The following is a 24,058-nucleotide window of genomic DNA, read 5'->3' as shown; positions in this document are numbered from 1 at the left end:
TCGCTCGTCCGCGGGCCTTGTGCTCGTTGCTGCCCGATCAGCGCGGCAGGTCGAAGCGGTCGAGGTTCATCACCTTGGTCCAGGCCTTGACGAAGTCATGGACGAACTTGCGTTCGCCGTCCGAGCAACCATAGACCTCCGACAGCGCCCGCAGCTGGGAGTTTGATCCCAATAGCAGGTCGATGCGGCTGCCGGTCCACTTCGCTTCGCCGGTCTTGCGATCACGGCCTTCGAACTGCTCATTGGCGTCCGAGGTCGGTTTCCAGACCGTGGCCATGTCCAGCAGGTTGACGAAGAAGTCATTGCTCAGGGTGCCGGGACGCGTGGTGAACACGCCGTTCTGCGAGCCGCCGGTGTTGGCGCCGAGCACCCGCAGGCCGCCGATCAGCACGGTGACTTCCGGTGCGGTCAGGGTCAGCAGTTGCGCCTTGTCGATCAGCAACGCCTCCGCCGGCACCGCGAACTTCGACTTGAGGAAGTTGCGGAAGCCGTCGGCCACCGGTTCCAGCATGCCCACCGAGTGCACGTCGGTCTGCTCCTGGCTGGCGTCCATGCGGCCCGGCGCAAAGGGTACGCTGACGGAGTGCCCCCCTTTGCGCGCGGCCTCTTCCACGGCGGCATCACCGGCCAGCACGATCAGGTCGGCCAGGGAGATCTTCTTGCCGCCAGTAGCGGAGGCGTTGAATTCCGCCTGGATTTCGCCCAGCACGCCGAGCACCTTGGCCAGCTGCTCCGGCTGGTTCACCGGCCAGTCCTTCTGCGGCGCCAGGCGAATGCGCGCGCCGTTGGCGCCGCCGCGCTTGTCCGAACCACGGAAGGTGGAGGCCGAGGCCCAGGCCGTGGAGACCAGCTCGGAAATCGACAGGCCCGAGGCCAGTACCTTGGCCTTGAGCGCAGTGATGTCCTTCTCGTCCACCAGCGGATGGTCGACCGGCGGGATCGGATCCTGCCAGATCAGCTCCTCTTTCGGTACTTCCGGCCCCAGGTAGCGGGCCAGCGGGCCCATGTCCCGATGGGTCAGCTTGAACCAGGCGCGGGCGAAAGCGTCGGCGAACGCCTCGGGATCTTCGTAGAAACGCCGGGCAATCTTCTCGTAGACCGGGTCCACGCGCAGGGAGATGTCGGTGGTGAGCATCGACGGCGCACGACGCTTGGACTTGTCGTGCGCATCGGGAATGCTGCCGGCACCGGCGCCGTTCTTCGGCTGCCACTGGTGCGCGCCGGCCGGGCTCTTGGTCAGTTCCCACTCATAGCCGAACAGGTTCCAGAAGAAGTTGTTGCTCCAGCGCGTCGGCGTCGACGTCCAGGTGACTTCCAGGCCGCTGGTGATGGCGTCGCCGCCGGAGCCGGTGCCGAATGTGCTGACCCAGCCCAGCCCCTGGTTCTCCAGGCCGCCGGCTTCCGGGTCGACCCCGACGTTATCCGCCGGGCCCGCGCCGTGGGTCTTGCCGAAAGTGTGGCCGCCAGCGATCAGAGCGACGGTTTCCTCGTCGTCCATGGCCATGCGGGCGAAGGTCTCGCGGATGTCTCGGGCGGCAGCCACCGGGTCGGGGTTGCCGTTGGGGCCTTCCGGGTTCACGTAGATCAGGCCCATCTGCACCGCGGCCAGCGGGTTCTCAAGGTCGCGGTCGCCGGTGTAGCGCTTGTCGCCACCCAGCCAGGTGGTCTCTTCGCCCCAGTACACGTCCTGGTCCGGTTCCCAGACGTCCTCACGGCCGCCGGCGAAGCCGAAGGTCTTGAAGCCCATGGACTCCAGGGCGACGTTGCCGGTGAGGACGATCAGGTCGGCCCAGGACAGCTTGGCGCCGTACTTCTGCTTGATCGGCCAGATCAGCCGACGGGCCTTGTCCAGGCTGACGTTGTCCGGCCAGCTGTTGAGCGGAGCGAAGCGTTGCTGGCCACGACCGGCGCCGCCACGGCCATCGCCGATGCGGTAGGTGCCGGCGGCATGCCAGGCCATTCGGATGAACAGTGGGCCGTAGTGGCCGAAGTCGGCGGGCCACCAGTCCTGGGAGTCGGTCATCACGGCGCGCAGGTCGGCCTTCACCGCTTCCAGGTCGAGGGTCTTGAAGGCCTCGGCATAGTTGAAGTCCTCGCCCATGGGGTTGGACTTGGAAGAATGCTGGTGCAGCAGGTCCAGCCTCAGCTGGTTGGGCCACCAGTCACGGTTGGAAGTACCACCACCAGCGGTCTGGTGGAACGGGCAGCTACCTTTCTTTTCTTCACTCATTGCAGGCTCCTTGGGGGCGCCTATCGTTGGCGCCTTGTATTCGCACAACCCATCAGAAGATAGATCAAACGGGGCGGGCTGCTATTGCAGTTTTCGATTGGCTGAAGCGGTAAAAGGCTATCGATGAAGGGTGGCCAAAGGCCTCATCGCGGGAGACGGTAACGGACGCAGTTGTCATCGATGGTGCAGGAGCGAGCTTGCTCGCGAACCCGCTTCACGTAGGCTTGATCCGGTAAAGGGCGATTCGCGAGCAAGCTCGCTCCTACAAAGAACCTCGCCCATTGGATGAACGATTACAATCCGGCCCTCGCGGGCCGGACTCTCACACCGTCAGAATGCGAAGCAGGAACAGCCGAACGCGCCCCAGAAGCCGGCGAAGTCGCTCACCGGCACGTCTTTCGTGCGCGCACGCTCATGGCTGTGCCCATGCACGCCGCAGGAACCGACGCACTGGTGCACGGCCTGCTGCAACGGGGCCTGCGGGCGCCAGTGGCCAGGGACCATGGCCACCGGGGACCACTCCGGCACCACCGGGATGCTCGGCGGGGCCAGCTTGTCGAACTCGCGGTCGCCATGGACGATCTTGCCGCCGACGACGGTGAGCACGGACTCGATGGTCTTGATCGCCTCTTCCTCGACGCTGAAGAAGTCCTCCGACAGCACCGCCAGGTCAGCCAGCTGGCCAGCCTTGAGCATGCCCTTCTTGCCCTGCTCGCTGGAGAACCAGGCGCTGCCGTGGGTGAACAGCTGGATCGCCACTTCGCGCGACAGCCCTTCCGGGTACAGGCTCAGGCCGCCCACGGTCTTGCCGCTGACCATCCAGTACAGCGAGGTCCAGGGGTTGTAGCTGGAGACACGGGTGGCGTCGGTGCCGGCGCCGACGGGAACGCCTTCGGCGAGCATGCGCTTGATCGGCGGCGTGGCCTCGGCGGCCTGCCTGCCATAACGGTCGACGAAATACTCGCCCTGGAAGGCCATGCGGTCCTGGATGGCGATGCCGCCACCCAGCGCCCTCACCCGCTCGATGTTCTTCGGCGTGATGGTCTCGGCATGGTCGAAGAACCACGGCAGGCCATTGAACGGGATATCGCGATCGACCTTCTCGAACACGTCGAGCATGCGCGAAATGGACTCGTCGTAGGTGGCATGCAGGCGGAACGGCCAGCGTTGCTCGACCAGGTGGCGCACCACCGGTTCCAGCTCGGCTTCCATGGTGCCGGGCAGGTCCGGACGCGGTTCGAGGAAGTCCTCGAAGTCAGCCGCCGAGAACACCAGCATCTCGCCCGCACCGTTATGGCGCAGGAAGTCGGTGCCCTGGCCGTAGGTCACGCTGGAGGTCCAGTTCCGGAAGTCCGCCAGCTCTTCCTTGGGCTTCTGGGTGAACAGGTTGTAGGCGATGCGTACGGTGAGCTGGTCGGCGTCGGCCAGCTGCTGGATCACCTGGTAGTCGTCCGGGTAGTTCTGGAAGCCGCCGCCGGCATCGATCACGCTGGTCAGGCCCAGGCGGTTCAGCTCGCGCATGAACTGGCGGGTCGAGTTGACCTGGTACTCCAGCGGCAGCTTCGGCCCCTTGGCCAGGGTCGCGTAGAGAATCATCGCGTTGGGGCGGGCAATCAGCATGCCGGTGGGCTCGCCGTTGCTGTCGCGGACGATCTCGCCACCGGGCGGGTTCGGCGTGTCCTTCGTATAGCCGACGACGCGCAGCGCGGCGCGGTTGAGCAGCGCGCGGTCATAGAGGTGCAGGACGAACACCGGGGTGTCCGGCGCCGCCTGGTTCAGCTCCGAGAGGGTCGGCATGCGCTTCTCGGCGAACTGGAACTCGTTCCAGCCGCCGACCACCCTCACCCATTGCGGCGACGGCGTGCGCTGTGCCTGCAGGCGCAGCATTTCCAGGGCGTCGTGCAGCGACGGCACGCCTTCCCAGCGCAGCTCCAGGTTGTAGTTCAGGCCGCCGCGGATCAGGTGCAGGTGCGAGTCGTTGAGGCCGGGGATGACGGTACGGCGATTGAGGTCGACCAGTTTCGTCGAGGCGTCGCGATAGGCCATCGCCTGGGCGTCGGTGCCCACGACGAGAAACTTGCCGTCAGCGATGGCCACGGCGGTGGCGTGCGGGCGCTCGGGGTCGACGGTGTGCAGCTTGCCGTTGAACAGGATCAGGTCTGCATTGCGCTCTGCGTTACTCATGTTCGTGACCCTCAGCGTTGCAGGAAGGCCAGCAGGTCTTCGTTGAGTTGTTGCGTGTGAGTGACGGCGAACCCATGGGGAGCACCGGCGTAGACTTTCAGTTTAGCGCCCTGGATCTGTTCGGCAGCCAGCTTTCCGGTAGTCTCGAACGGCACGATCTGGTCATCATCGCCATGGATCACCAGGGTCGGCACGTCGACCTTGGCCAGGTCGGCACGGAAGTCGGTCTCGGAGAAGGCGCCGACGCAATCGATGGTGCCCTTGAGCGAGGCCAGCAGCGCGATGTTCAGCGTCTGGGCGAGCACGCCGTCGGAGACTTTCTGGCCGTGGTTGGTGCCGTAGAACGGCGCGGCGAAGTCGGCGATGAACTGCGCGCGATCCTGCAGCAGGCCGGCCTTGATACCGTCGAATACAGCCCCGTCGACCCCCTGTGGGAAGTCGGCGGCCTTGCCGAAGATCGGGGTAACCGCGCCCAGCAGCACCAGGCCGGCGACGCGCGAGGTGCCGTGGCGGCCGATGTAGCGGCTGACGTCGCCGCCGCCCATGGAGAAGCCCACCAGCGTGACCTCGCGCAGGTCAAGGTGCTCGATCAGGCCGGCGATGTCGTCGGCGAAGGTGTCGTAGTCGTAGCCGTCCCACGGCTGGCTGGAGCGACCGAAACCGCGGCGGTCGAAGGCGATGGTGCGGTAGCCGCGGCTGCTCAGGTACTGCATCTGGTATTCCCACATGTCGCCGTCCAGTGGCCAGCCGTGGCTGAACAGCACGGGTTTGCCGCTGCCCCAATCCTTGTAATAGATCTCGGTGCCGTCGCGGGTGACGAAAGTGCTCATGGAAACTCCTCTGCCTGCCATGCAGGACGATGTGGGGACGGGCGCCAGGGCGCCCCGTGAGGGGAAAGTCAGGGGAAAGATCAGTCGGCGTTGAGCCAGCCGGCGCAATGCCGGGTCACCCAGGGCATGATCAGATAGACCACCGGGAGGACGATGCACAGGGTTACCAGCAGGTTGCTCGGCACCACGCCGGCCAGCACAGGGAAGCGCTCGAACGCGGGCCCCCAGAGCGGCGGAATGACCATGGTCAGCGGGCTGATCACCAGGTAGGTGAGCAGCGCCTGCTTCCATTTCGGTGGCTGGCGAACGTTGCCGTGCTCGGGGGTGAACCAGAATTCGGCGTTGTTGTGGATCAGCGGGTGGTCACCCTCCTCCAGCAGCGGCAGGACCTCGGCGACCAGCTCGGCACGCTCGCGGGAATCGATCCAGGCTTGCAGCTGGCCGGCCCGGGCGAAACGCACCACGGTGGTGAACATCGCGCCTTCGCCGTCGGGGCGGATCACGTTCACGCCCAGGTGGCCGGGCTGCTGGCGCGCAGCGGCAACGGTGCGGCGCAGCCAGGCTTCATAGCTGGGCAGGGCTTCGCAGCGCACCTTGTGGTGGACCACCAGCGTCACCACGCTGTTCAGATCGATGGCTTCGGCGCTCATGGGTGTTCCGGGCTCGGGGTTGAGGTCCGGTCACTATGGCTGCGGTCGCGGCTGGCCTATTGGACGCATGTGCTGGGTTGGGCTTTTGCTTTTCCAGGGTGACGAACCCGGAACGGGCTATCGCCGACAGGGCGGGTTACCTTGCGGTGACAGAGATTTCGAGTCCGCCCCAGCGCTTGGGTAATCGAAGGTGCGATTAAGCGGCGCTGATAGCCAATTCGGCTACATCGACCTGCCGCATATACGCCCGCGCCGTGTGGGGCAACCGGTAGCGTACCTCGCACTCGCCCTGCTCCACCCACAGCAGCGACTTGTCCGCCAGTTGGCGCACCGCCGCGAATGCACATTCGCGGCACAGGGGATTGCCATCGAGCGAGGCCACGGCCGCGTCGAGCGTGAAGTCCTCGTCCAGTTGCGCGAGCAGGCGAAGGCAGCGTTGCTCGGCAACATCCAGCAACCCGTAGCTCCAGTCATAGGTCGCCCGCAGGCTCTGCTGCCGCGCCGGCGCGGTACGGCGTCCGGGCATCAGCAGTTGCATGGGCGTATCCAGCAGGGCCGGCAGCCCGGTGAGACCGAGGATGCCCACCTGCCGCGCCGCCATCTCGATGGCCAGGGGAATGCCGTCCAGGCGCCGGCAGATATCGATGATCGCGCGCACCTGGCCCGGCTTGAGTTCGAAGCGGTCGCAGACTTCCCGCGCACGCATCACGAACAGCTGAACCGCCGAACTGCACATGGCCAGTGCCAGGGGCGCGTCGTCCTGCGCGGGCACCTCCAGCGGCGGCAGGCGCAGCACATGTTCGCCTTCCGCGCGCAACGGCTCGCGGCTGGTGGCAAGAATGCTCAGCGCCGGATGCAGGCGCAACAGGTACTCCACCGCCTCGGCGCAGCGCTCGGCAAGGTGCTCGCAGTTATCCAGCAACAGCAGGGTCGGCTCCTGCACCGGCTCGCGCAGGAGGACGGCGAGGTTCTGGCTGAGGGAGATGCCATCCGGGTCGATGGACAGATCGAGGAAGCGCACCTGGCTGAAATGCTTGTGCAACGACTCGGCGCAGTGGATCGCCAGCGAGGTCTTGCCCATGCCCCCAGGGCCGACCAGGGTCAGCAGGCGCGTCGCGGGCAGCTGCCTCACCACCCGTTCCAGCAGCGCCTGGCGGCCGACCAGGCCCATCAGCAGCACCGGCAGGTTGCTGGCGCGCACCTCGCAAGGCAGTGCGACAGCCTGTACCGGGGCGGTGACGGTTTCCACCACACCGACGAAGCCATAGCCGCGCAGCGGCACGTTGGCGATGTAGCGTTCGCCGGTGCGGCCTTCGCCGAGGGCGCGACGCAGGGCGGCGATGTGTACGCGCAGGTTGATCTCTTCGACCACGGTGTTGCCCCACACCTGGGCGATGATCGTATCCTTGCCGATGATCTCGCCGGGCTGGCGGATCAGCACCTGGAGAATGTCCAGCGCCCGGCTGCCGATGCGCACCGGGCGGTCCCCCTGCAGCAGCTGGCGCTTGTAGGGATGAAACTGGAAGCGACCGAACTGCAGGATGGTCTCGGTGCGGTTTTCCGTGCTTTCGCTCATTTCCTGCTCACGTCTTTAGTCCGACGGATCGCTCTACAACAAGGCCTCCAGGCGATCTGGTCAGAACCGAGGTGACGCGCCCCTGATTGGTGGTCAGGGTATTTTCCCGTCCTCGTGTGACAGCGCAATTCCCGCAGGGGGAAGGATTCGGCCAACTAGGGTGCGCCGGACGGTCAACCGGCATGAAATGCGGCGCACTGCCATCAGGCGAAGCCGAACTGCTCGCGGTACTGGCTCGGCGTCATGCCGATGCGTTCGCCGAAGACCGTGCGCATGTGCCGGGGGCTGCCGAAGCCGCTGCGACAAGCCACCTGCTTGAGTGGCAGGTCGCTGCTTTCCAGCAGCTTGCGCGCGTGGTCGATGCGCGCGCTCTGCACGTACTGCATGGGCGTCATGCTGGTCTCGCGCTGGAAGGCACGGGCGAAGTTGCGCGGGCTCATGGCCACCTGTTCGGCCAGGCGATTCACCGTCAGCGGCTCGTCGATGTGGTCCACCACGAAGGCCTGTGCGCGGGCGATCACCGAGCCGTCGCGCACCACCGACACCAGCAGCGGGCCGAACGGCGTCTGCCCGCCCTGGCGCTTGAGCACCACCAGCAGCACCTTGGCGACTTCCAGCGCGATGTCCTTGCCGTGGTCCTCGGCGACGACGGCCAGCGCCATGTCGATGCCGGCGGTGACCCCGCCGGAAGTGATCAGGTTGCGGTCGATGACGTAGATACGCTCTGCCTGCACCTGGGTGCGCGGGTACAGCTGTGCCAGGCGCTCCAGGTAATTCCAGTGGGTGGTGCAACGGTAGCCGTCGAGCAACCCGGCCGCGCCGAGCAGGAAGGCTCCGGTGCACACCGCGCCATAGCGTTTCGCCGCGCGCGCCGCTGCCGGCAGCCCGGCAGTGAGCGCCTCGTTACGGCCGTTGTAGGCGCCCGGCCCGCCGGGCACCAGCAGCAGGTCGACGCCCGCCAGCAGTGCTTCCAGCGGCAGGTCCGCGCTCATCTTCAGGCCGCTGGAGGCGCGCACGGCCTCCGGCTTCGCCGCCACCGTCAGCAACCGGTAGTGCTGCTCCGGCGGCAGGTAGCGGTTCGCCATGGAGAACACCTCCATCGGCCCCGTTACATCCAGCGCCAGCACATCGTCGTACAGCACCATGGCCACTGTTTTCATTCTTCTACTCGCACGCAAGCGGGGCTTGGCGGTCTCGCGTGCCCCGGTATGGAAAAAACCACTGTACCGATTCGCCACGACGATGAATCGCACGTTTGCATCATTCTCCGCCAGGCGGGCCGAGCACACAGGTCCAATAATTGGCGGGGCGGCGGAACCATAGTCTGCCCATCAACGCCCTCGGGCGGGCCTTGCAGAACTGCAAAGTGGCCGTGCAAGGCTGTCTGTTCCGCGCCTTTCGCCGATCGGCAAAGATGCGTCCACGGTTCGGCACCGGCTACGGCAGTCCGGGCCCATCGACCACTCGAACCTCATCCACCCACGCCATCCACAAGGACCATCGCCATGACCGCCATCGCCAAAGCCGTTCCCGGCAAGACCCTGCTCAACCCCACCGACCACACCCTGATCATGATCGACCACCAGTCGCAGATGTCCTTCGCGACCAAGTCCATCGACGCCGTGACCCTGCGCAACAACGCCGCCCTGGTGGCCAAGGCGGCCAAGGAGTTCGACGTTTCCACCATCCTCACCACCGTCGCCGAGAAGAGCTTCTCCGGCCCGATCTTCGACGAGATCAAGTCGGTCTTCCCCGAGCACAACGTCATCGACCGCACCAGCATGAACACCTGGGAAGACCCGCGCATCGCCGTGGAAGTGAACAAGTTCGGCAAGCAGAAGATCGTCCTGGCCGGCCTCTGGACCTCCGTGTGCATCGTCGGCCCGGCCCTGTCGGCCATTGACCAGGGCTTCGAGGTCTACGTCATCGCCGACGCCTGTGGCGACGTCTCCACCGAGGCCCACGAAATGGCCCTGCAACGAATGATCCAGCTGGGTGCCCGCCCGATGACCTCCCTGCAGTACCTGCTGGAGCTGCAACGCGACTGGGCCCGCGGCGAGACCTACGATGCCACCGTAAAGACCTCCATCGAGCATGGCGGCGCCTACGGCCTGGGCCTGATCTACGCCAAGACCATGTTCAACGCCAGCGAAGGCCACTGAGCCCGGGCACCGGATAGGGGCGGCATTGCCGCCCCTTTTTCATTTGCAGGATTGACGACACCATGCCGACCCCCGACCGCTCCGGCGCGCTAGCGCTGCTGTTCATGCGCGTTGCCGCCGCCCTGCTGCTGCTCCAGGTGCACGGGCTGCCCAAGCTGCTGCACTGGCAAAGCGAGCTGCAGCACATCGAAGATCCCTTCGGCATCGGCGCTGCGCCAACCCTGGTGCTGGCGGTGTTCGCCGAAGTGCTCTGCCCGATCCTGCTGATCCTCGGCGTGTTCGCCCGCCTCGCCTGCCTGCCGGTGATCGCCGTACTCCTGGTGGCACTCGTGTTCGTGCACCCGCAGTGGTCGCTGGAGGAAGGCCAGTTCGCCTGGTGGATGCTGATTCTTTTCGCCGGTCTGGCGATTGCCGGGCCGGGAAGCTATCGCCTCGTCCTGCCCCGCCCTGGCGCCCTCCACACGGAGCCCGGACCGTGAGAAACGCCCTGCTTCCCTGCGCCCTGGCGTTCGCCTGCGTTCCGGTCCACGCCGCCGACTGGTCGCTGCTGTCGCGCAATTACTTCCTCGACAACGACTACCGCAGCCCCGGCCCCAACGGCCAGAGCCTGCGCCGTGAATGGGCGCAGGGCTTCATCGGCAAGTTCAGCAGCGACGTCACGCCCGGCACCATCGGCCTGGGCGTCGATGCCCATGCCTTCCTCGGCCTGAAGCTCGATGGCGGGCGCGGCCACGCCGGCACCGGCCTGCTACCGCTGGACAGCGACGGCCGCAGCGAGAGCGATTACTCCGATGCGGGTGCCGCGCTGCGTCTGGTGCACGAAAAAACCAGCCTGGCCTGGGGCGAAATGGAAGTGGAGACGCCGGTATTCGACACCGGCGACAAGCGCCTGCAACCCGAGTACGCCACCGGCTGGTTTCTCGACGACAGGAGCCTGCCGGGCCTGCGCCTGCAAGCCGGGCGCTTCACCGCCTTCAAGAACCAGAATTCCAGCTCCAGCCACGGCGAGTTCGAAGGCTACGGCGCCAGTACCCGCTTCGGCGGCCTGAGCCTGGCCGGCGCCACCTGGAGCGCACCCGATGCGAACTGGGGAGGTGCACTCTATGCCAGCCAACTGGACGACGTCTGGCGCCAGGGCTACGCCAACCTCAATGGCCGAGTCGGTCGCTGGTCGGTGGACGCCAACCTGTACAAGACCGGCGACACCGGCAGCGCACGCGCCGGCAACATCGACACCCTGGCGTGGAGCCTGCTAGGCAAGGTCGCCCTGGGCAGCCACGCACTGAGCCTTGCCTACCAGAAAGTCAACGGCGACACACCCTTCGACTTCGTCGGCGGCGACTCCATCTACCTCGCCAACTCCATCAAGTACGCCGACTTCAACGGCCCCGGTGAGCACTCCTGGCAAGCGCGTTACCAGTGGGACGGCGCCAGCGCCGGGCTTGCCGGCCTGACTCTGTCCGCGCGCTACGTACGCGGCAGAGGCATCGACGGCACCCATGCCCCGTGCGGGGGTGCCTACAACCCCCTGGAGGGCGCCACCTGCCAGCCGACCTACGGCGACGGTGGGCGTCACTGGGAACGCGACCTGGACCTCCGCTACGTGGTCCAGTCCGGTCCGGCCAAAGACCTGGCCCTGAGCTTCGCGCAAGTCTCGCACCGCGCCAACGACGCCCAGGGCGGAGCGGATATCGACCGCCTCTACGTGATCATCGAGTATCCGCTCAAGGGCGCGTTCTGACTCAGCCATGGGCGGTTTCAGCCACTGCGGACGATGCCTTGAACAGCAGCGCCAATTCCATCAGCAGCGCCAGGACGATGGCTCCGGCGGCCATCGCGAACAGTAACGCGTAGTGCCCGTGGCTCGCAGTGAAGAGCGCCGAGTAGGCGTAGCCGGCAATGGCCTGGAAGCTGGCGAAGGAGACGGTCGCACGGCTCCAGGTGGCATTCTGCGCAGCGTGGCCAGGCACCAGTTGATGCACCCGCGCCAGGGCCAGCGGCACAATGCCCGGCGGGAACGAACCGATCACCAGACTGGCGACGCCCAGCAGGCGCAGGTCGCCGGTTTCCAGCAACAGGCCGAGGGCGATGAATTGCGCCACCAGCACCAGGCGGATCGCTGCCCGCGCCCCGAGATGATCGGCAAGGAAGCCGTAGACCACCGGCCCGACGATGGCACCGACACCATACAGTGTCCAGATCAGTGCGCCGCTGTGAGTGCCGGCGCCCAGCCCGCGGGCGACGTAGTCCACCAGGAACATCATCGGCGCCACCAGCGCAGACGCCATCAATGCGTACTGGGCGAACAGCACGTAGACGCCTGCCGAGGCTCGCGGCGCCGCGACATTGTGCGCCTGGGCGTGGGCGTGCTCCCGTGGCCAACCGAACCAACTGCTCAGGCTGAGCGCCAGGGCCAGCGCGCCGAGGCCCAGCCAGGCCTGCACCAGCCCCAGCGCCAGCAACAAAGGCACCAGCGTGCCGGAAGCGGCGATGCCCAGGCCGATGCCGAGGAAGATCGCTCCGCTGGCCAATCCACGACGACTGGCGACCACCTGCGGCAGGATGGTGCTGGCGGCCAGTACCATGATCACCCCGCCGGAAATCCCCGAGACCAGTCGCCAACAGAAGAACCACGCCTGGTTCAGCGGCCAGGCGCAGGCGAAGAACGACAGCGTGACCAGCAGCATCATGCCGCGCAGCACCGCGGCGCTCGACCAGCGCGCCGCCAGCGGGCGCCCGGCCAGGGCGCCAACCAGGTAGCCGGCGAGATTGGCGGCCCCCAGGTAGACCACGGCCGAGGCCGAGAACCAGTGCGCCTCGATCAGCGCCGGAATCAGTGGCGTGTAGGCGAAACGCGCCAGGCCGATGCCGACCAGACTGGCGCACAGGCCGGCCCAGATCGGCAACCAGAGGGAGCCTCGGCTGGCGAGGCGGGAAGCATCGGTATTCATGACAACCCCTATCGCGCCGTCGGGGCGGCGCCGTTGCTTGACAATGGGGAGATCATAAAGTCGCGAGAAGATGAAATAATGCAGCGAGTTTTCTTTCCAGGTTTGCATTTCTGCATCAAAGGAAAATCACCATGATGAACTGGGACGACGCCCGGGTGTTCCTCGCCCTGTGCCGCGAACAGACCCTGCGCGGCGCCGCCCGTGTGCTCGCGGTGGACCAGGCGACGGTGGGCCGGCGCCTGGCCTCGCTGGAACGCTCGCTGGAGGCAACGCTCTTCCTGCGTACCTCGGCCGGCTACAGTCTGACCGCCGCGGGCGAGATCGCCATGGCCGCGGCGCAGGCCATGGAGTCCTCCGCCGCCGACCTGCAACGGCAGATCCTCGGCATGGACGAGCGCATGAGTGGCGTGGTGCGGGTCACCACCACCGACTCCTTCGCCACGGACTACATCATCCCCGCCGTGGCCGCCCTGCACCGCGAGGAGCCGGGGATCGAGGTGCAGCTGCAGACTTCCACGCAGATGCTCAACCTGAGCAAGCGCGAGGCCGACATTGCCGTGCGCACCCACCAGCCGGAGAACCCCGACCTGATCGTACGGCGCCTGGCGCGCTGGGGCAGCGGGCTGTTCGCCTCCGCGCAGTACGTCGAGGAGCGCGGCGTACCCGAGCCGGGAACCGCCTTTGCCGGGCACGACCTGGTGGTCTACCAGCCATATCTGGATGCCGGCAAGGACCTGCTCCTCGCCTCCGAGCCGATCATCCGCGGGCGCATCGCCATGACCTGCACCTCCGGCTTCATGGTCCGCCGCGCGCTGGCCTGCGGCCTCGGCGTGGGCGAACTGCCGCTGCCAATGGGTGAGGCGGGCGGCCTGGTCCGCCTGTGGCCGGAGCGCCCGCCCTTGCCCTATGACGTGTGGTTGGTCACCCACAAGGACGTGCGCCATACGGCGCGGGTGCGGGCAGTGATCGATGCCATCGCACAGGCTTTCGCCCTGCCCGTCACTGGATGAACGGCACCTCCTGCGCACGCTGGTACGGGCCGTAAACCGCCGGTGCCCAGTTGTACGCCTTGCCGTCGCGGGTGATATGGCCGATGCCAGGGAACGGCAGGTGCGCGGCGGCCACCCAGGCGCCGTTTTTCGCCAGCGCGCCGAACTCCGCCTCGCGAGCCTTCACCGCCTGCTTCGGGTCGGTGTCGAAACGGATCGCCACCTCCGGGTGGGCGAACTGCACGGCGACGTTGTGGATCAGGTCGCCGATGAAGACGATAGCCTCTCCACCGGACTCGAAGCGGTAGCTGGTGCTGCCCGGCGTATGGCCACTGGTGGCCTCGGTCTGCAGCTCGGGCAAAGGCGAGGCCGGTGGCACGAACGTCCGCAGGCGATTGGTGGCTCGGTATGGCGCGAGCGACTGTTGCGCCACCTGGAAGAACTCGCGGGCCTTTTCCGGCGCCTGGTCTCGGCGCTTCTCGTCCAGCCAGTAATCCGCCTCGGCCTGGGTCGCGTAGACGGTGGCGTTGGCGAACAGCGCCCGGCCCTGCCCGTCCACCAGGCCGCAGACATGGTCCAGGTGCATATGGGTGAGCAGGATGCTGTCCACCTGTTCAGGCGCGTAGCCAGCGGCCTTCATGTTCTCCGGCAGGTGCCCGGCGGTGCCGCCGATGCACTGGCCGGCACCGCTGTCCACCAGCACCAGGTGCTTGCCGGTATTGACCAGGAAGGCATTGAAATTGGTCTGCACACGCTCGTCACCCATGGCGCTGCGCGCCAGCAGAGCACCGATGCGCTCGCGACTCAGGCCCAGCAACAGGCCCGGCGACAGATCGTTGTACCCGTCGTACAGCGCGGTGACTTCGTAATCGCCCACGGCCAGGCGGAAATAGCCCGGCGCCTGGGTCTTCGGCGCGGCCGGCGGCTCGGACCAGGCAACGGTGGAGACCAGCAGTGTGCTGGCCAAAAGCGTCAAGCAAGGGTTGCTGCGGGATGCCGGCATGGCGGGCGCCTCCTTGGAAGATGATGGCGCCATGCTGCTCCGTTTTGCCCGCCCGATTCTTGGACGCCTGTGTCGGAAGCGCACCGACAGCGGATAGCGGATAGCGGATAGCGGGATTCAGGGTACCGCCGCGCTCATGTATTCCACCATCCGCTCGCGCAACCAGCGCTCGGCCGGGTCGTTGTCGTGGGCGGCGCTCCAGACCATCGACAGCTCCGCCGGCTTGATCTCCAGGGGTGGCTCCTCGGCGCGCAGGCAACTGTCCTCCACCAGGGCGCAGGCGGCGTAGTCCGGCACGGTGGCGATCATCTCGGTGTTGCGCAGCAGCGCGCGCAGGCTGCCGAACTGCGGCACGGCAAGCACCACCCGACGGCGGCGCTCGATACGCTCCAGGTCCAGGTCGATGGCGCCGTTGAGGTCGCCGGAGAAGGACACCATCACGTGCGGCCGCGAGCAGTATTCGTCCAGGGTCAGCGGGCCGGGGCGGTCGTCGCCGCGCAGCACCTTCACGCCGATATCGCGCAGCTTGCGGCGCTTGGCGTTGGCCGGCAGGTCGGTGGTGTAGCTGACGCCAACGGTGATCTCGCCGGACGAGAGCAGTGCCGGCATCAGCAGGAAATTGGCCCGGCGTACCACCACCGTGATGTTCGGCGCCTCCTGCTGCAAGCGCGCCAGCAGCGCGGGGAACAGGCCGAATTCCGCGTCATCGGACAGGCCCAGGCGGAAGATATTGCAGCTGCTCTGGGGCTCGAAGGACTTGGCGCGGCTGACCGCGGCGGAGATCACATCCATCGCCGGCCGCAGCTCCTCGAAGATGTGCAGCGCCCGGCTGGTGGGCTCCATGGCGCGGCCGGCGCGCACCAGCAGCGGGTCGTCGAACAGGTCGCGCAGGCGCGCCAGCGCAGCACTGACAGTGGACTGGGTGATGAACAGTTTCTCGCCGACGCGGGTCAAATTCCGCTCCAGCATCAGGGATTCGAAGATCACCAGCAGGTTCATGTCCAGGCGGCGCAGGTCGTTTCGGTTCATGGCTGGTCGCTCGGGGCTGTGGAATTGGGCATCTTGGCACAAGACGAGGGTCGCGCCAGTCGACCATGCCCCACGAGGTTTTTCTTGGACGGATGTGCTTGAAAGCGCTGCCTCCGGCGAATTCGATTGAGCATCGGATCACCTTGATTTACCTTGAATTTTCCTTTTTTATCAGGCGGCTTTTGCCGCCACTGGAAGACGGCGAGAAGAGAGACATCATGCCCGCACCTGCCCACCAGGTAGCGACCATGCTCGCCCCTGCGACACACCGCCTGGTCCTGCAGCTCATGGAGCAACTGCAGTCCCCCGGTGAAGGCGTGCACGAAGCCAGCCAGCGCCTCTGCCGGCATCTGCTGGAGCACTACCGCATGCCGGATCCGTGCAACGACGCGCGCAGCGATGGCGAACGCCTCGCCCTCGCCCCCTGGCAGGAGCGCAAGGCCAAGGAAATCCTCGCCGGCTGCCTGCTCAGCCGTCTGTACATCGCCGATGTCGCCGAGCAATGCGGCCTGTCGCGCAGCCATTTCTCCCGTGCGTTCAAGCAGGCCACCGGTTTCGCGCCGCGGGAATGGGCGCTGCGCCTGCGCATCGACCGCGCCCGCGAGCTGCTGGCCAGCGGCGACGCGCCGATTTCCCAGGTCGGGCAGGAATGCGGCTTCGCCGATCAGTCGCACTTCTGCCGCAGCTTCCGCAAGCTCGTGGGCTGCACGCCGAACCGCTGGCGGCAAGCCAGCCGGGTGGGCGGAACGCGGGAACTGGAGCCATCGACCTTGCAGGAACGGACTCCGTTCGCGAGGGTTTCGCCCACCTCACCACGGCCCGGAGCGATGCTGACCCGAACACGCACTGAGCCCATTGCTACGCCAATCCCTACCTCTGATGACAAATACCACGCTATTCAGTAACGGTTCAGCGAGGATCCGCCGAACCTTGAGATATGACAGGCCCGGTGCAATCCCCACCGTCTAGTCTGGGTGCAGTCCCACTTTCCCAACAGGCAGGAGCCGGGAGTCAGAGCATGACTGCACCGCAAACCACCGACCACAAACCGCAAGCCACCGACTGGTACCGCAAGAGCGTTGAGCAGACCATGGCCGACCTGCAAACCAGCGCGGAAGGCCTTTCCCCTGACGATGCCGGCGCACGCCTGCTGCGCGTCGGTCCCAACGCGCTGCCGGCCAAGGACGTCGATCCGCTCTGGCTGCGCTTCGCCCGGCACTTCAACGACGTGCTGATCTACATCCTCCTGGCCGCCGCCGTGGCTACCGCGCTGATGGGCCACTGGACGGACACCATCGTCATCCTGCTGGTGGCGGTGATCAACGCCGGTATCGGCTTCTTCCAGGAGAACAAGGCGGAGAAATCCCTCGCCGCGCTGCGCGGCATGCTCAGCAGCACCGCCCACGTGGTGCGCAATGGCAAGAAGATCGAGATGGACGCCGCCCAGCTGGTACCCGGCGACATCGTCATCCTGCGTCCCGGCGACAAGATTCCCGCCGACGTGCGCCTGTTCGACGTGCACCACCTGCAGGTCGAGGAATCCATGCTCACCGGCGAATCCCTCACCGTCGGCAAGCAGGCCGACGCGCTGGACAAGGAGGCGCTGCTGGCCGACCGCCTGAACCTCGGGTTCTCCGGCACCAACGTCAGCGCCGGCAATGCGCGCGGCGTGGTAATCGAGACCGGAGCGAACACCGAGCTGGGCCGCATCAACAAACTGATCGCCAACGTCGATGAAAGCGAAACGCCGCTGCTGCGGCAGATCGCCGAGCTGGGCAAGCGCATCTTCCAGCTGATCGTCGGCATGATGGTGGTGCTCTTCATCATCGGCTTCTTCTGGCATGACTATCCGTTCGGCGAGCTGCTGCTGTCGCTGATCAGCCTGGCCGTGGCCTCGGTGCCGGAGGGCCTGCCGGCCATCGTCTCGATCATCCTGTCCCTGGGCGTACAGCGCATGGCGCAGAACAAGGCGATCATCCGCAAGCTGCCGACCGTGGAAACGCTGGGCGCCATGAGCGTGATCTGCTCGGACAAGACCGGCACCCTGACCATGAACGAGATGACCGTGAAGAGCGTGCTGCTCGCCACGGGTCTCTACAGCGTCGAGGGCCAGAGCTACGAGCCCAAGGGCCGTATCACCTTCGGCGGCACCAGTGACGAGCTGGACTGGTCGCAACACGGCTCGCTGGAAGCCTTGATCCGCGCGGTGGACATCTGCAACGACAGCAGCCTGCAGCTCAATGAAGAAGGCCGCTGGGGCGTGGTCGGCGGCCCCACCGAGGGCGCACTGAAGGTCCTGGCGCGCAAGGCGACCCTGCCGGAGATCGAGTTCCAGAAATTCGGCAAGATCCCCTTCGACTCCGCCTACAAGTACATGGCGCGCCGCTGTGACGTCGCCGGGCAGAGCCTGATCTACCTCAAGGGCGCGCCGGACGTGCTGCTGCGCATGTGCAACCAGCAACTGGGCGCCAACGGCGCCGAGCCGCTGGACCGCGAGTACTGGGAGCGCGAGATGGGCTTCATCGCAGGGCAAGGCCTGCGCATGCTGGCCGCTGCCTACAAGCCGGTGCAGCCCGATGACGGCGTGATCGATCATGAGGACGTGCAGGACGGCATGATCTTCCTCGGCGTCGCCGGCCTGCTCGACCCGCCGCGCCCGGAGGCCATCGAAGCCATCGCCCTGTGCAAGCGCGCCGGCATCCAGGTGAAGATGATCACCGGCGACCACCCGGACACCGCCGTCGCCATCGCCGGCATGCTCGGCATGGGCAACGACCTGCGTGCCATGACCGGCCAGGAACTGGAGCAGGCCGATGATACGCAGCTGAAATCCCTCGCCCTGCAGTATTCGGTGTTCGCCCGCACCAGCCCCGAACACAAGCTGCGCCTGGTGCGCGCGCTGCAGGCCAACGAGGAAGTGGTCGGCATGACCGGCGACGGGGTCAACGACGCCCCGGCGCTGAAGCAAGCCGACGTCGGTATCGCCATGGGCATCAAGGGCACCGAGGTGACCAAGGAAGCCGCCGACATGGTGCTCACCGACGACAACTTCTCTACCATCGCCGGCGCCGTGCGCGAGGGCCGCCGGGTCTACGACAACCTGAAGAAGACCGTGCTGTTCATCCTGCCGACCAACATGGCCCAGGGCCTGCTGATCGTCATGGCGATCCTCGCCGGCGCGGTGATCCCGCTGGCGCCGCTGCAGATCCTCTGGATGAACATGGCGACCTCCACCACCCTGTCCTTCGCCCTGGCCTTCGAGCCCGGCGAGCCGGGGATGATGCGCCGGCCGCCGCGCAACGCGAAGGAGTCGATCCTCAACGGCTTCGCCGTCTGGCGCGTGCTCTACGTCGGCGGCCTGCTCACCGCCGCGGCCTTCCTGCTGGAAGCCTGGCTGGTCAGCAACGGCCACGATACCGACTACATCCGCACCATGATCCTGCACACCCTGGTCACCGCGCAGTGGGCGTACCTGTTCAACTGCCGCCTGCAGGAGGAGTTCTCGCTGAACTGGGCGCTGCTGCGCAACGGCGCTCTGCTCACGGTGACCCTGGCGCTGATCCTGCTGCAGTGCTTCGTGATCTACGTGCCCTTCATGCAGACCGCCTTCCATACGGTCGCCCTGCCCTTCAGCGGCTGGCTGATCTCGTTGGGCATCGGCATCGTGGTGTTCTTCGCGGTGGAACTGGAGAAACTGGTGATCCGCCGCTGGAAAGCTTCGCGCGGCTAATTTCCAGGCGCAGAAAAGAAAACCGGAGCATCAGCTCCGGTTTTCTTTTGCGGGGGTCAGAGCGCCATGTCGCTGGCCGCTTTTTCCGCAGCCGGGGCGGCGTCGGTCGGCTGCACGGCCGGTGCCTGGTCGATCGCCGGCGGCGGGTCCAGTTGCAGGACCTTGGCGGTGTAGCTCCATTCGGCGTAGGTCTTCTCCGCGCTGTCGTTGAGCTTGGTGCCGTAACTCGGGACGATCTGGTGGACCTTGGCCTGCCACTCGGGCGTGGCGAGCTTGTCCTTGAACACCTTCTCCAGCACGTTGAGCATGATCGGCGCCGCAGTGGATGCACCCGGCGAAGCGCCCAGCAGGCCGGCGATGCTGCCGTCGGCGGAAGCGACGATCTCGGTGCCGAGCTTCAGCACACCGCCCTTGTCCGCGTCACGCTTGATGATCTGCACGCGCTGGCCGGCCTGCCACAGGCGCCAGTCCTCGGCCTTGGCTTCCGGGAAGTATTCGCGCAGCGCGGCGAGGCGGTCGTCATCGGAGAGCATCAGCTGGCCGGCGAGGTATTCCACCAGCGGGTACTCGTCGATGCCCACGCGGGTCATCGGCCAGACGTTATGCACGTTGGTGCTGCCCAGCAGGTCGAGGTACGAGCCTTCCTTGAGGAACTTGGTGGAGAAGGTGGCGAACGGCCCGAACAGGATCACGCGCTTGCCGTCGAGCACGCGGGTGTCCAGGTGCGGCACGGACATCGGCGGTGCGCCAACCGACGCCTTACCGTAAGCCTTGGCCAGGTGCTGCTGGGCGATGGTCGGGTTCTCGGTGACCAGGAACGAACCACCCACCGGGAAGCCGGCGTAGTCCTTGGCTTCCTCGATACCGGACTTCTGCAACAGACGCAGCGCGCCGCCGCCAGCACCGATGAAGACGAACTTGGCGTCGGTCTCGGTAACGCTGCCGTCCTTGAGGTTCTTGTACTCGACGCGCCAGGTGCCATCGTCGTTACGGGTGATGTTCTCGACTTCGCTGGAGAGTTTCAGGCTGAAGTTCGGCCTGGTCTGCAGGTAGCCGGCGAACTGGCGGGTGATCTCGCCGAAGTTCACATCGGTGCCGATGGGTGTCCAGGTGGCGGCAATCTTCTGCGAAGGATCGCGGCCCTGCATCATCAGCGGCACCCACTTGGCGATCTGCGCCGGGTCCTCGGAGTACTGCATGCCGCGGAACAGCGGGCTGGCCTGCAGCGCTTCATAGCGCTTCTTGAGGAAGGCGATGTTGTCGTCGCCCCAGACGAAGCTCATGTGCGGGGTGGAGTTGATGAATGAGCGCGGGTTCTTCAGCACGCCGTTCTGCACCTGCCAGGCCCAGAACTGACGGGAGATCTGGAACGACTCGTTGATCTCCACGGCCTTGGCGATGGTGACGTTGCCGTCCTTGTCTTCCGGCGTGTAGTTCAGCTCGGCCAGGGCCGAATGGCCGGTGCCGGCGTTGTTCCAGCCGTTGGAGCTTTCCTGGGCGACGCCGTCGAGGCGTTCGACCATTTCCATCGACCAACCCGGTTCCAGCTCATTGAGCCAGACGCCCAGGGTGGTGCTCATGATGCCGCCGCCGATCAGCAGCACGTCGACTTTCTTGGTATCCGCAAAGGCGGGCGCGCAATTCACTGCCAGAGCGAGGCCCAGCAGCGCCCCGCTAACTTTCTTGATCATCGAAAGGTTTCTCGTCGTTAGGGCTTGGCCTTCCCCACCGGCGTCATTCAGCGTGAAGGCCGGACCCGGCGCACAGCGTGCGAGCGATGGGCAAGGCGACAGATGACGAGGATGAGTCGGGACTCAGTTCCCTCCTCCGTCGGCTCTGAGGCCTGCTTGATGGAATGAGGGACGTCCTGCGCAGAGAGACACGCAAAGCCTTCGGCTTTGGCTTTTGTTGTGGGAGGGATGCATGGTCTGCTGAAACGTTTGTGCATTCTATAGAAAGCCGCAGCCATTCACCAAGCGTCTTGGTCAACTATCGACCAGCCGGTTTGTATGTAGGTGTGTGCTTAAGTTGCACGCGGCGCGCGCGCCCTGGACTGTAGGAGCGAGCTTGCTCGCGAACCACCCTCAGCCTCCGTTTCGCCGGGTAACCCTTGGCAAGCGCGCTCGCTCCTACAAAACTCAATGCTCTTGCTGCACCACAACGTTACCGAAGCGCACCGCGAGCGCGCACCAACAGCCCCATCCGTTACCGTTTCGCCCCTTCTCCCTCCATGGCTCCTACGCCACTTTCCGGTGCCCACCGCTCTACCCCGCCGACTTCCAATCACTTCGCCATCATTGGCACGGCATCTGCTTATTTGCATGCATGGATAATTGGATCCAAAAATCCACGAGGAAACATCCCCATGCGCCTGGTGCCCACTGCCCGCCCACCGATGAGTGCCGAAGACGAGGCCTACGACTACCTCCTCCAGGCCATCTGCACCGGCCATTACAAGACTGGCGACCGCCTGGTGGCCGAGGACATCGCCGGTGAGATCGGCATGAGCCGCATGCCCGTGCGCGGTGCCTTCAAGCGCCTGGACGCCGAAGGCCTGGTCACCCTGCGGCCCAATCGCGGCGCCATCGTCAGCGGCCTGAACATCGAGGAGATGCGTGAAGTCTTCGAAATGCGCAGCGCCCTGGAAGGCTTGGCCGTCCGCATTGCCGTGCCGCACCTGAGCGACCGCGACATCTCTCGCCTGGAGCGCATGCTCGACGAGATGGACGACTACCGCGACGAAAGCGCGCAGTGGGTCAGCCGCCACCGCGCCTTCCATGAATACCTCTGCAGCCTCGCCGGGCGCCCTCGCCTGCTGCGCCAGATCACCGCGCTGTATTCGGTGATCGAGCCGCACATGCGCCTGTGGCTGCAGCACGTCGACAAGCCCATGAGCGCCCGCGAGGAGCACGCCGTGATCCTCGACGCCCTGCGCTCGGGCGATGCCCGCGAAGCCGAGCGGGTGATCTGCGAGCACATCGAGGGAACCATCCCCTCCCTGGCCCATTTCCTTGAAGCACAAGCCTCCTGAGGCGCAATCCTCCTGAGCAAGCGCAAGTCCTTTGAAGCAACGGGCGCCTAGACCCGTACTTCTGTGTCCCTGAACTGCCCCTGGCAACCCCACCCCGGAGAGCAACATGTTCGAACGCAGGATCCCGCAGTGCCTTCTCGCCCTTTGCCTGGCCGCCCCGCTGGCGCACGCCGAAGTGAAGATTCCCGACCGCTTGCAGAACGCCAGCAAGGTCACTTTCTGCGGCGGCATGGACTCCCCGCCCATGGGCTTCTATGACGCCAACCAGAAACTCACCGGCGTCACCATCGACCTCGGCGAAGCCATCGCCAAGCGCCTGGGCGACAAGAAGATCGACTGGCGCATCACGCCCTTCTCCGGGCTGATCCCGGCGCTGCTCGCCGGCCAGTGCGACATGCTGGTGGACCAGCTGTTCGACAAGCCCGAGCGGCGCGAAGTGATCGACATGGTCAACTACATGTATTCCAGCCAGGCCGTGGTCGTCGGCAAGGGCAACCCCGAAGGCATCCGCAGCCTGGACGACCTCTCCGGCAAGAAGGTCGCCGTGCTCAATGGCTCGACCATCCGCACCCTGCTCGACGCCCACAACGAGAAACTGGCCAAGGCCGGCAAGCCGCCGATGAAGGTGGTGGTCTACAACACCGACACCGACGCCTTCCAGTCCCTGCGTATCCGCCAGACCGACGCCTACGGCACCACCGTGGAAACCGCCGGCTACTACCAGAGCATGGCCCCGGACCTGTTCGAGATCGGCGTGCCGGCCTTCGCACGCATCCTCACCGGCCTGGGCATCCGCAAGGAAGACAAGCAGCTCAGCGAAGCCGTCACCCAGATCATCAAGGACATGCAGGCCGACGGCAGCTACGCCGCGCTCCTGGCCAAGTGGCACATCGAAGGCGACAAACTGGACTGAGGTAACGAGATATGAACTTCAGCTGGGACGTGTTCTGGCAGTACCTGCTGCGGCCGAGCGACATCTACCTCTACGGCCTCTGGCTGACCTGCGTGATTGCCGTCAGCGCCATGCTCCTGGGCTGCGTGCTCGGGCTGCTGGCGGCGCTGATGCGCCTGTCGACCAACCCGCTACTGCAATACCCGGTGCGCTTCTACGTGTGGCTGATGCGCGGTACGCCGCTGCTGGTGCAGATCGTCTTCCTCTACACCGCACTGGCCGCCGGCGGCCTCTTCCGCTTCGAGGACCTGGACCTGGGGCTGTTCATCCTGCCCGGCAACATCCAGGCGGCGATCATCGCCCTGGGCCTCAACGAAGGCGCGTACATGGCCGAGATCATCCGCGCCGGCATCGGCGCGGTGGACAAGGGCCAGTACGAAGCCGGCAAATCCCTCGGCATGACCTTCCCCAGGCTGATGCGTCGCATCGTGCTGCCCCAGGCCTTCCGGGTGATCGTTCCGCCGCTGGGCAACGAGTTCAACGTGATGCTGAAGAACACCACGCTGGTCAGCGTGATCGGTGTGCAGGAACTGCTGCTGAGCACCCAGATGGTCACCTCCGCGACCTTCCGCGTGTTCGAGCTGTACCTGGTCGTGGCGATCTACTTCCTCGCCCTGACCACCCTGTGGGGCTTCTTCCAGCGCTGGCTGGAAGTGCGCTTCGGCAAATCCGACGGCCAGGCCGCCGCACCGAACCGCATGTTCGGCCGCCAGGCCATGAAACTGCTGAGGGGGCGTTGAG

General features: G+C 65.9%; 19 protein-coding genes. 9 read left to right on the top strand and 10 right to left on the bottom strand.

Translation table 11 applies throughout. From position 1 onward, the window contains the following. Positions 1-37: 37 nt before the first annotated feature. The 6 genes from katG to A9513_RS11625 form a co-directional block, all read right to left on the bottom strand. Complete coding sequence (gene katG, locus A9513_RS11650; RefSeq protein WP_065084812.1) at positions 38-2,230, bottom strand: catalase/peroxidase HPI; 2,193 nt, start codon at positions 2,228-2,230, stop codon at positions 38-40. Positions 2,231-2,560: 330 nt separating this feature from the next. Then, positions 2,561-4,414 (bottom strand): amidohydrolase, encoded by a 1,854-nt coding sequence (locus tag A9513_RS11645; RefSeq protein WP_065084811.1) that lies wholly within the window; start codon positions 4,412-4,414, stop codon positions 2,561-2,563. 11 nt (positions 4,415-4,425) lie between these two features. Then, a complete protein-coding gene (locus A9513_RS11640) occupies positions 4,426-5,244 on the bottom strand; it encodes an alpha/beta fold hydrolase (RefSeq protein WP_065084810.1) in 819 nt (272 codons plus the stop codon). An 80-nt stretch (positions 5,245-5,324) separates the two neighbouring features. Further along, positions 5,325-5,894: an antibiotic biosynthesis monooxygenase gene (locus A9513_RS11635; RefSeq protein ID WP_065084809.1), complete on the bottom strand. Its 570-nt coding sequence runs from the start codon at positions 5,892-5,894 to the stop codon at positions 5,325-5,327. A 196-nt stretch (positions 5,895-6,090) separates the two neighbouring features. Further along, a complete protein-coding gene (locus A9513_RS11630) occupies positions 6,091-7,470 on the bottom strand; it encodes a winged helix-turn-helix domain-containing protein (RefSeq protein ID WP_024762846.1) in 1,380 nt (459 codons plus the stop codon). A 203-nt stretch (positions 7,471-7,673) separates the two neighbouring features. Further along, positions 7,674-8,630, bottom strand: a complete 957-nt coding sequence (locus A9513_RS11625; RefSeq protein ID WP_164488255.1) for a GlxA family transcriptional regulator — start codon at positions 8,628-8,630, stop codon at positions 7,674-7,676. A gap of 345 nt (positions 8,631-8,975) precedes the next feature. Here A9513_RS11625 and A9513_RS11620 point away from each other — a divergent pair, with 345 nt between their 5' ends. From A9513_RS11620 to A9513_RS11610, 3 genes are all read left to right on the top strand, one after another. After that, entirely contained in the window at positions 8,976-9,632 is a 657-nt protein-coding gene (locus A9513_RS11620) for a hydrolase (protein ID WP_024762844.1), read from the top strand. A gap of 62 nt (positions 9,633-9,694) precedes the next feature. Then, complete coding sequence (locus A9513_RS11615; protein ID WP_065084808.1) at positions 9,695-10,111, top strand: DoxX family protein; 417 nt, start codon at positions 9,695-9,697, stop codon at positions 10,109-10,111. A gap of 8 nt (positions 10,112-10,119) precedes the next feature. After that, positions 10,120-11,373, top strand: a complete 1,254-nt coding sequence (locus A9513_RS11610) for an OprD family porin (protein ID WP_255302843.1) — start codon at positions 10,120-10,122, stop codon at positions 11,371-11,373. A gap of 1 nt (position 11,374) precedes the next feature. Here A9513_RS11610 and A9513_RS11605 read toward each other — a convergent pair whose 3' ends face one another. Beyond that, positions 11,375-12,583, bottom strand: a complete 1,209-nt coding sequence (locus A9513_RS11605; RefSeq protein ID WP_065084806.1) for a YbfB/YjiJ family MFS transporter — start codon at positions 12,581-12,583, stop codon at positions 11,375-11,377. A gap of 134 nt (positions 12,584-12,717) precedes the next feature. Between A9513_RS11605 and A9513_RS11600 the strand changes: the two genes are divergently transcribed. Continuing rightward, a complete protein-coding gene (locus A9513_RS11600) occupies positions 12,718-13,593 on the top strand; it encodes a LysR family transcriptional regulator (protein WP_065084832.1) in 876 nt (291 codons plus the stop codon). Here A9513_RS11600 and A9513_RS11595 read toward each other — a convergent pair. Next, on the bottom strand, positions 13,583-14,575 hold the full coding sequence (locus tag A9513_RS11595; protein ID WP_065084805.1) for an MBL fold metallo-hydrolase: 993 nt from the start codon (positions 14,573-14,575) through the stop codon (positions 13,583-13,585). The genes A9513_RS11600 and A9513_RS11595 overlap by 11 nt on opposite strands. A 117-nt stretch (positions 14,576-14,692) precedes the next feature. Then, positions 14,693-15,604 carry a LysR substrate-binding domain-containing protein gene (locus A9513_RS11590; protein WP_024762838.1) on the bottom strand — a complete coding sequence of 304 codons (912 nt, stop codon included), beginning with the start codon at positions 15,602-15,604 and terminating at the stop codon, positions 14,693-14,695. Between the two features lie 218 nt (positions 15,605-15,822). Here A9513_RS11590 and A9513_RS11585 point away from each other — a divergent pair, with 218 nt between their 5' ends. Then, positions 15,823-16,509, top strand: a complete 687-nt coding sequence (locus A9513_RS11585) for a helix-turn-helix transcriptional regulator (RefSeq protein WP_065327401.1) — start codon at positions 15,823-15,825, stop codon at positions 16,507-16,509. A 113-nt stretch (positions 16,510-16,622) separates the two neighbouring features. Beyond that, positions 16,623-19,334: a cation-transporting P-type ATPase gene (locus A9513_RS11580; RefSeq protein ID WP_065084803.1), complete on the top strand. Its 2,712-nt coding sequence runs from the start codon at positions 16,623-16,625 to the stop codon at positions 19,332-19,334. A gap of 56 nt (positions 19,335-19,390) precedes the next feature. On the opposite strand, the gene mqo is transcribed toward A9513_RS11580, so the two are convergent. Beyond that, a complete protein-coding gene (gene mqo / locus A9513_RS11575; RefSeq protein WP_065084802.1) occupies positions 19,391-21,025 on the bottom strand; it encodes a malate dehydrogenase (quinone) in 1,635 nt (544 codons plus the stop codon). Positions 21,026-21,699: 674 nt separating this feature from the next. Between mqo and A9513_RS11570 the strand changes: the two genes are divergently transcribed. The 3 genes from A9513_RS11570 (at position 21,700) to A9513_RS11560 (ending at position 24,057) form a co-directional block, all read left to right on the top strand. Then, entirely contained in the window at positions 21,700-22,365 is a 666-nt protein-coding gene (locus A9513_RS11570) for a GntR family transcriptional regulator (RefSeq protein ID WP_065084801.1), read from the top strand. Between the two features lie 106 nt (positions 22,366-22,471). Beyond that, complete coding sequence (locus A9513_RS11565) at positions 22,472-23,278, top strand: ABC transporter substrate-binding protein (protein ID WP_037009662.1); 807 nt, start codon at positions 22,472-22,474, stop codon at positions 23,276-23,278. An 11-nt stretch (positions 23,279-23,289) separates the two neighbouring features. After that, a complete protein-coding gene (locus A9513_RS11560) occupies positions 23,290-24,057 on the top strand; it encodes an amino acid ABC transporter permease (protein WP_024762832.1) in 768 nt (255 codons plus the stop codon). The last annotated feature ends 1 nt before the right edge of the window (position 24,058 follow it).

Origin of the sequence: Pseudomonas sp. AU12215 (genome assembly GCF_001675465.2) — a bacterium.
GTDB lineage: Bacteria > Pseudomonadota > Gammaproteobacteria > Pseudomonadales > Pseudomonadaceae > Pseudomonas > Pseudomonas nitroreducens.
The sequence above is the reverse complement of the archived record's forward strand: the minus strand, read 5'-3'. Positions and strand labels throughout refer to the sequence as shown.

What these genes read in the sequence shown, in the direction of transcription:
- A9513_RS11620 (WP_024762844.1), top strand. Translation starts at nt 8,976, where the DNA reads ATGACCGCCATCGCCAAAGCCGTTCCCGGCAAGACCCTGCTCAACCCC.
- A9513_RS11590 (WP_024762838.1), bottom strand. Translation starts at nt 15,604, where the DNA reads ATGAACCGAAACGACCTGCGCCGCCTGGACATGAACCTGCTGGTGATC.
- A9513_RS11560 (WP_024762832.1), top strand. Translation starts at nt 23,290, where the DNA reads ATGAACTTCAGCTGGGACGTGTTCTGGCAGTACCTGCTGCGGCCGAGC.
- A9513_RS11605 (WP_065084806.1), bottom strand. Translation starts at nt 12,583, where the DNA reads ATGAATACCGATGCTTCCCGCCTCGCCAGCCGAGGCTCCCTCTGGTTG.
- A9513_RS11600 (WP_065084832.1), top strand. Translation starts at nt 12,718, where the DNA reads ATGAACTGGGACGACGCCCGGGTGTTCCTCGCCCTGTGCCGCGAACAG.
- A9513_RS11630 (WP_024762846.1), bottom strand. Translation starts at nt 7,470, where the DNA reads ATGAGCGAAAGCACGGAAAACCGCACCGAGACCATCCTGCAGTTCGGT.
- A9513_RS11565 (WP_037009662.1), top strand. Translation starts at nt 22,472, where the DNA reads ATGTTCGAACGCAGGATCCCGCAGTGCCTTCTCGCCCTTTGCCTGGCC.
- A9513_RS11615 (WP_065084808.1), top strand. Translation starts at nt 9,695, where the DNA reads ATGCCGACCCCCGACCGCTCCGGCGCGCTAGCGCTGCTGTTCATGCGC.
- A9513_RS11645 (WP_065084811.1), bottom strand. Translation starts at nt 4,414, where the DNA reads ATGAGTAACGCAGAGCGCAATGCAGACCTGATCCTGTTCAACGGCAAG.
- A9513_RS11640 (WP_065084810.1), bottom strand. Translation starts at nt 5,244, where the DNA reads ATGAGCACTTTCGTCACCCGCGACGGCACCGAGATCTATTACAAGGAT.
- A9513_RS11570 (WP_065084801.1), top strand. Translation starts at nt 21,700, where the DNA reads ATGCGCCTGGTGCCCACTGCCCGCCCACCGATGAGTGCCGAAGACGAG.
- katG (WP_065084812.1), bottom strand. Translation starts at nt 2,230, where the DNA reads ATGAGTGAAGAAAAGAAAGGTAGCTGCCCGTTCCACCAGACCGCTGGT.
- A9513_RS11585 (WP_065327401.1), top strand. Translation starts at nt 15,823, where the DNA reads ATGCCCGCACCTGCCCACCAGGTAGCGACCATGCTCGCCCCTGCGACA.
- A9513_RS11580 (WP_065084803.1), top strand. Translation starts at nt 16,623, where the DNA reads ATGACTGCACCGCAAACCACCGACCACAAACCGCAAGCCACCGACTGG.
- mqo (WP_065084802.1), bottom strand. Translation starts at nt 21,025, where the DNA reads ATGATCAAGAAAGTTAGCGGGGCGCTGCTGGGCCTCGCTCTGGCAGTG.
- A9513_RS11595 (WP_065084805.1), bottom strand. Translation starts at nt 14,575, where the DNA reads ATGCCGGCATCCCGCAGCAACCCTTGCTTGACGCTTTTGGCCAGCACA.
- A9513_RS11625 (WP_164488255.1), bottom strand. Translation starts at nt 8,630, where the DNA reads ATGAAAACAGTGGCCATGGTGCTGTACGACGATGTGCTGGCGCTGGAT.
- A9513_RS11635 (WP_065084809.1), bottom strand. Translation starts at nt 5,894, where the DNA reads ATGAGCGCCGAAGCCATCGATCTGAACAGCGTGGTGACGCTGGTGGTC.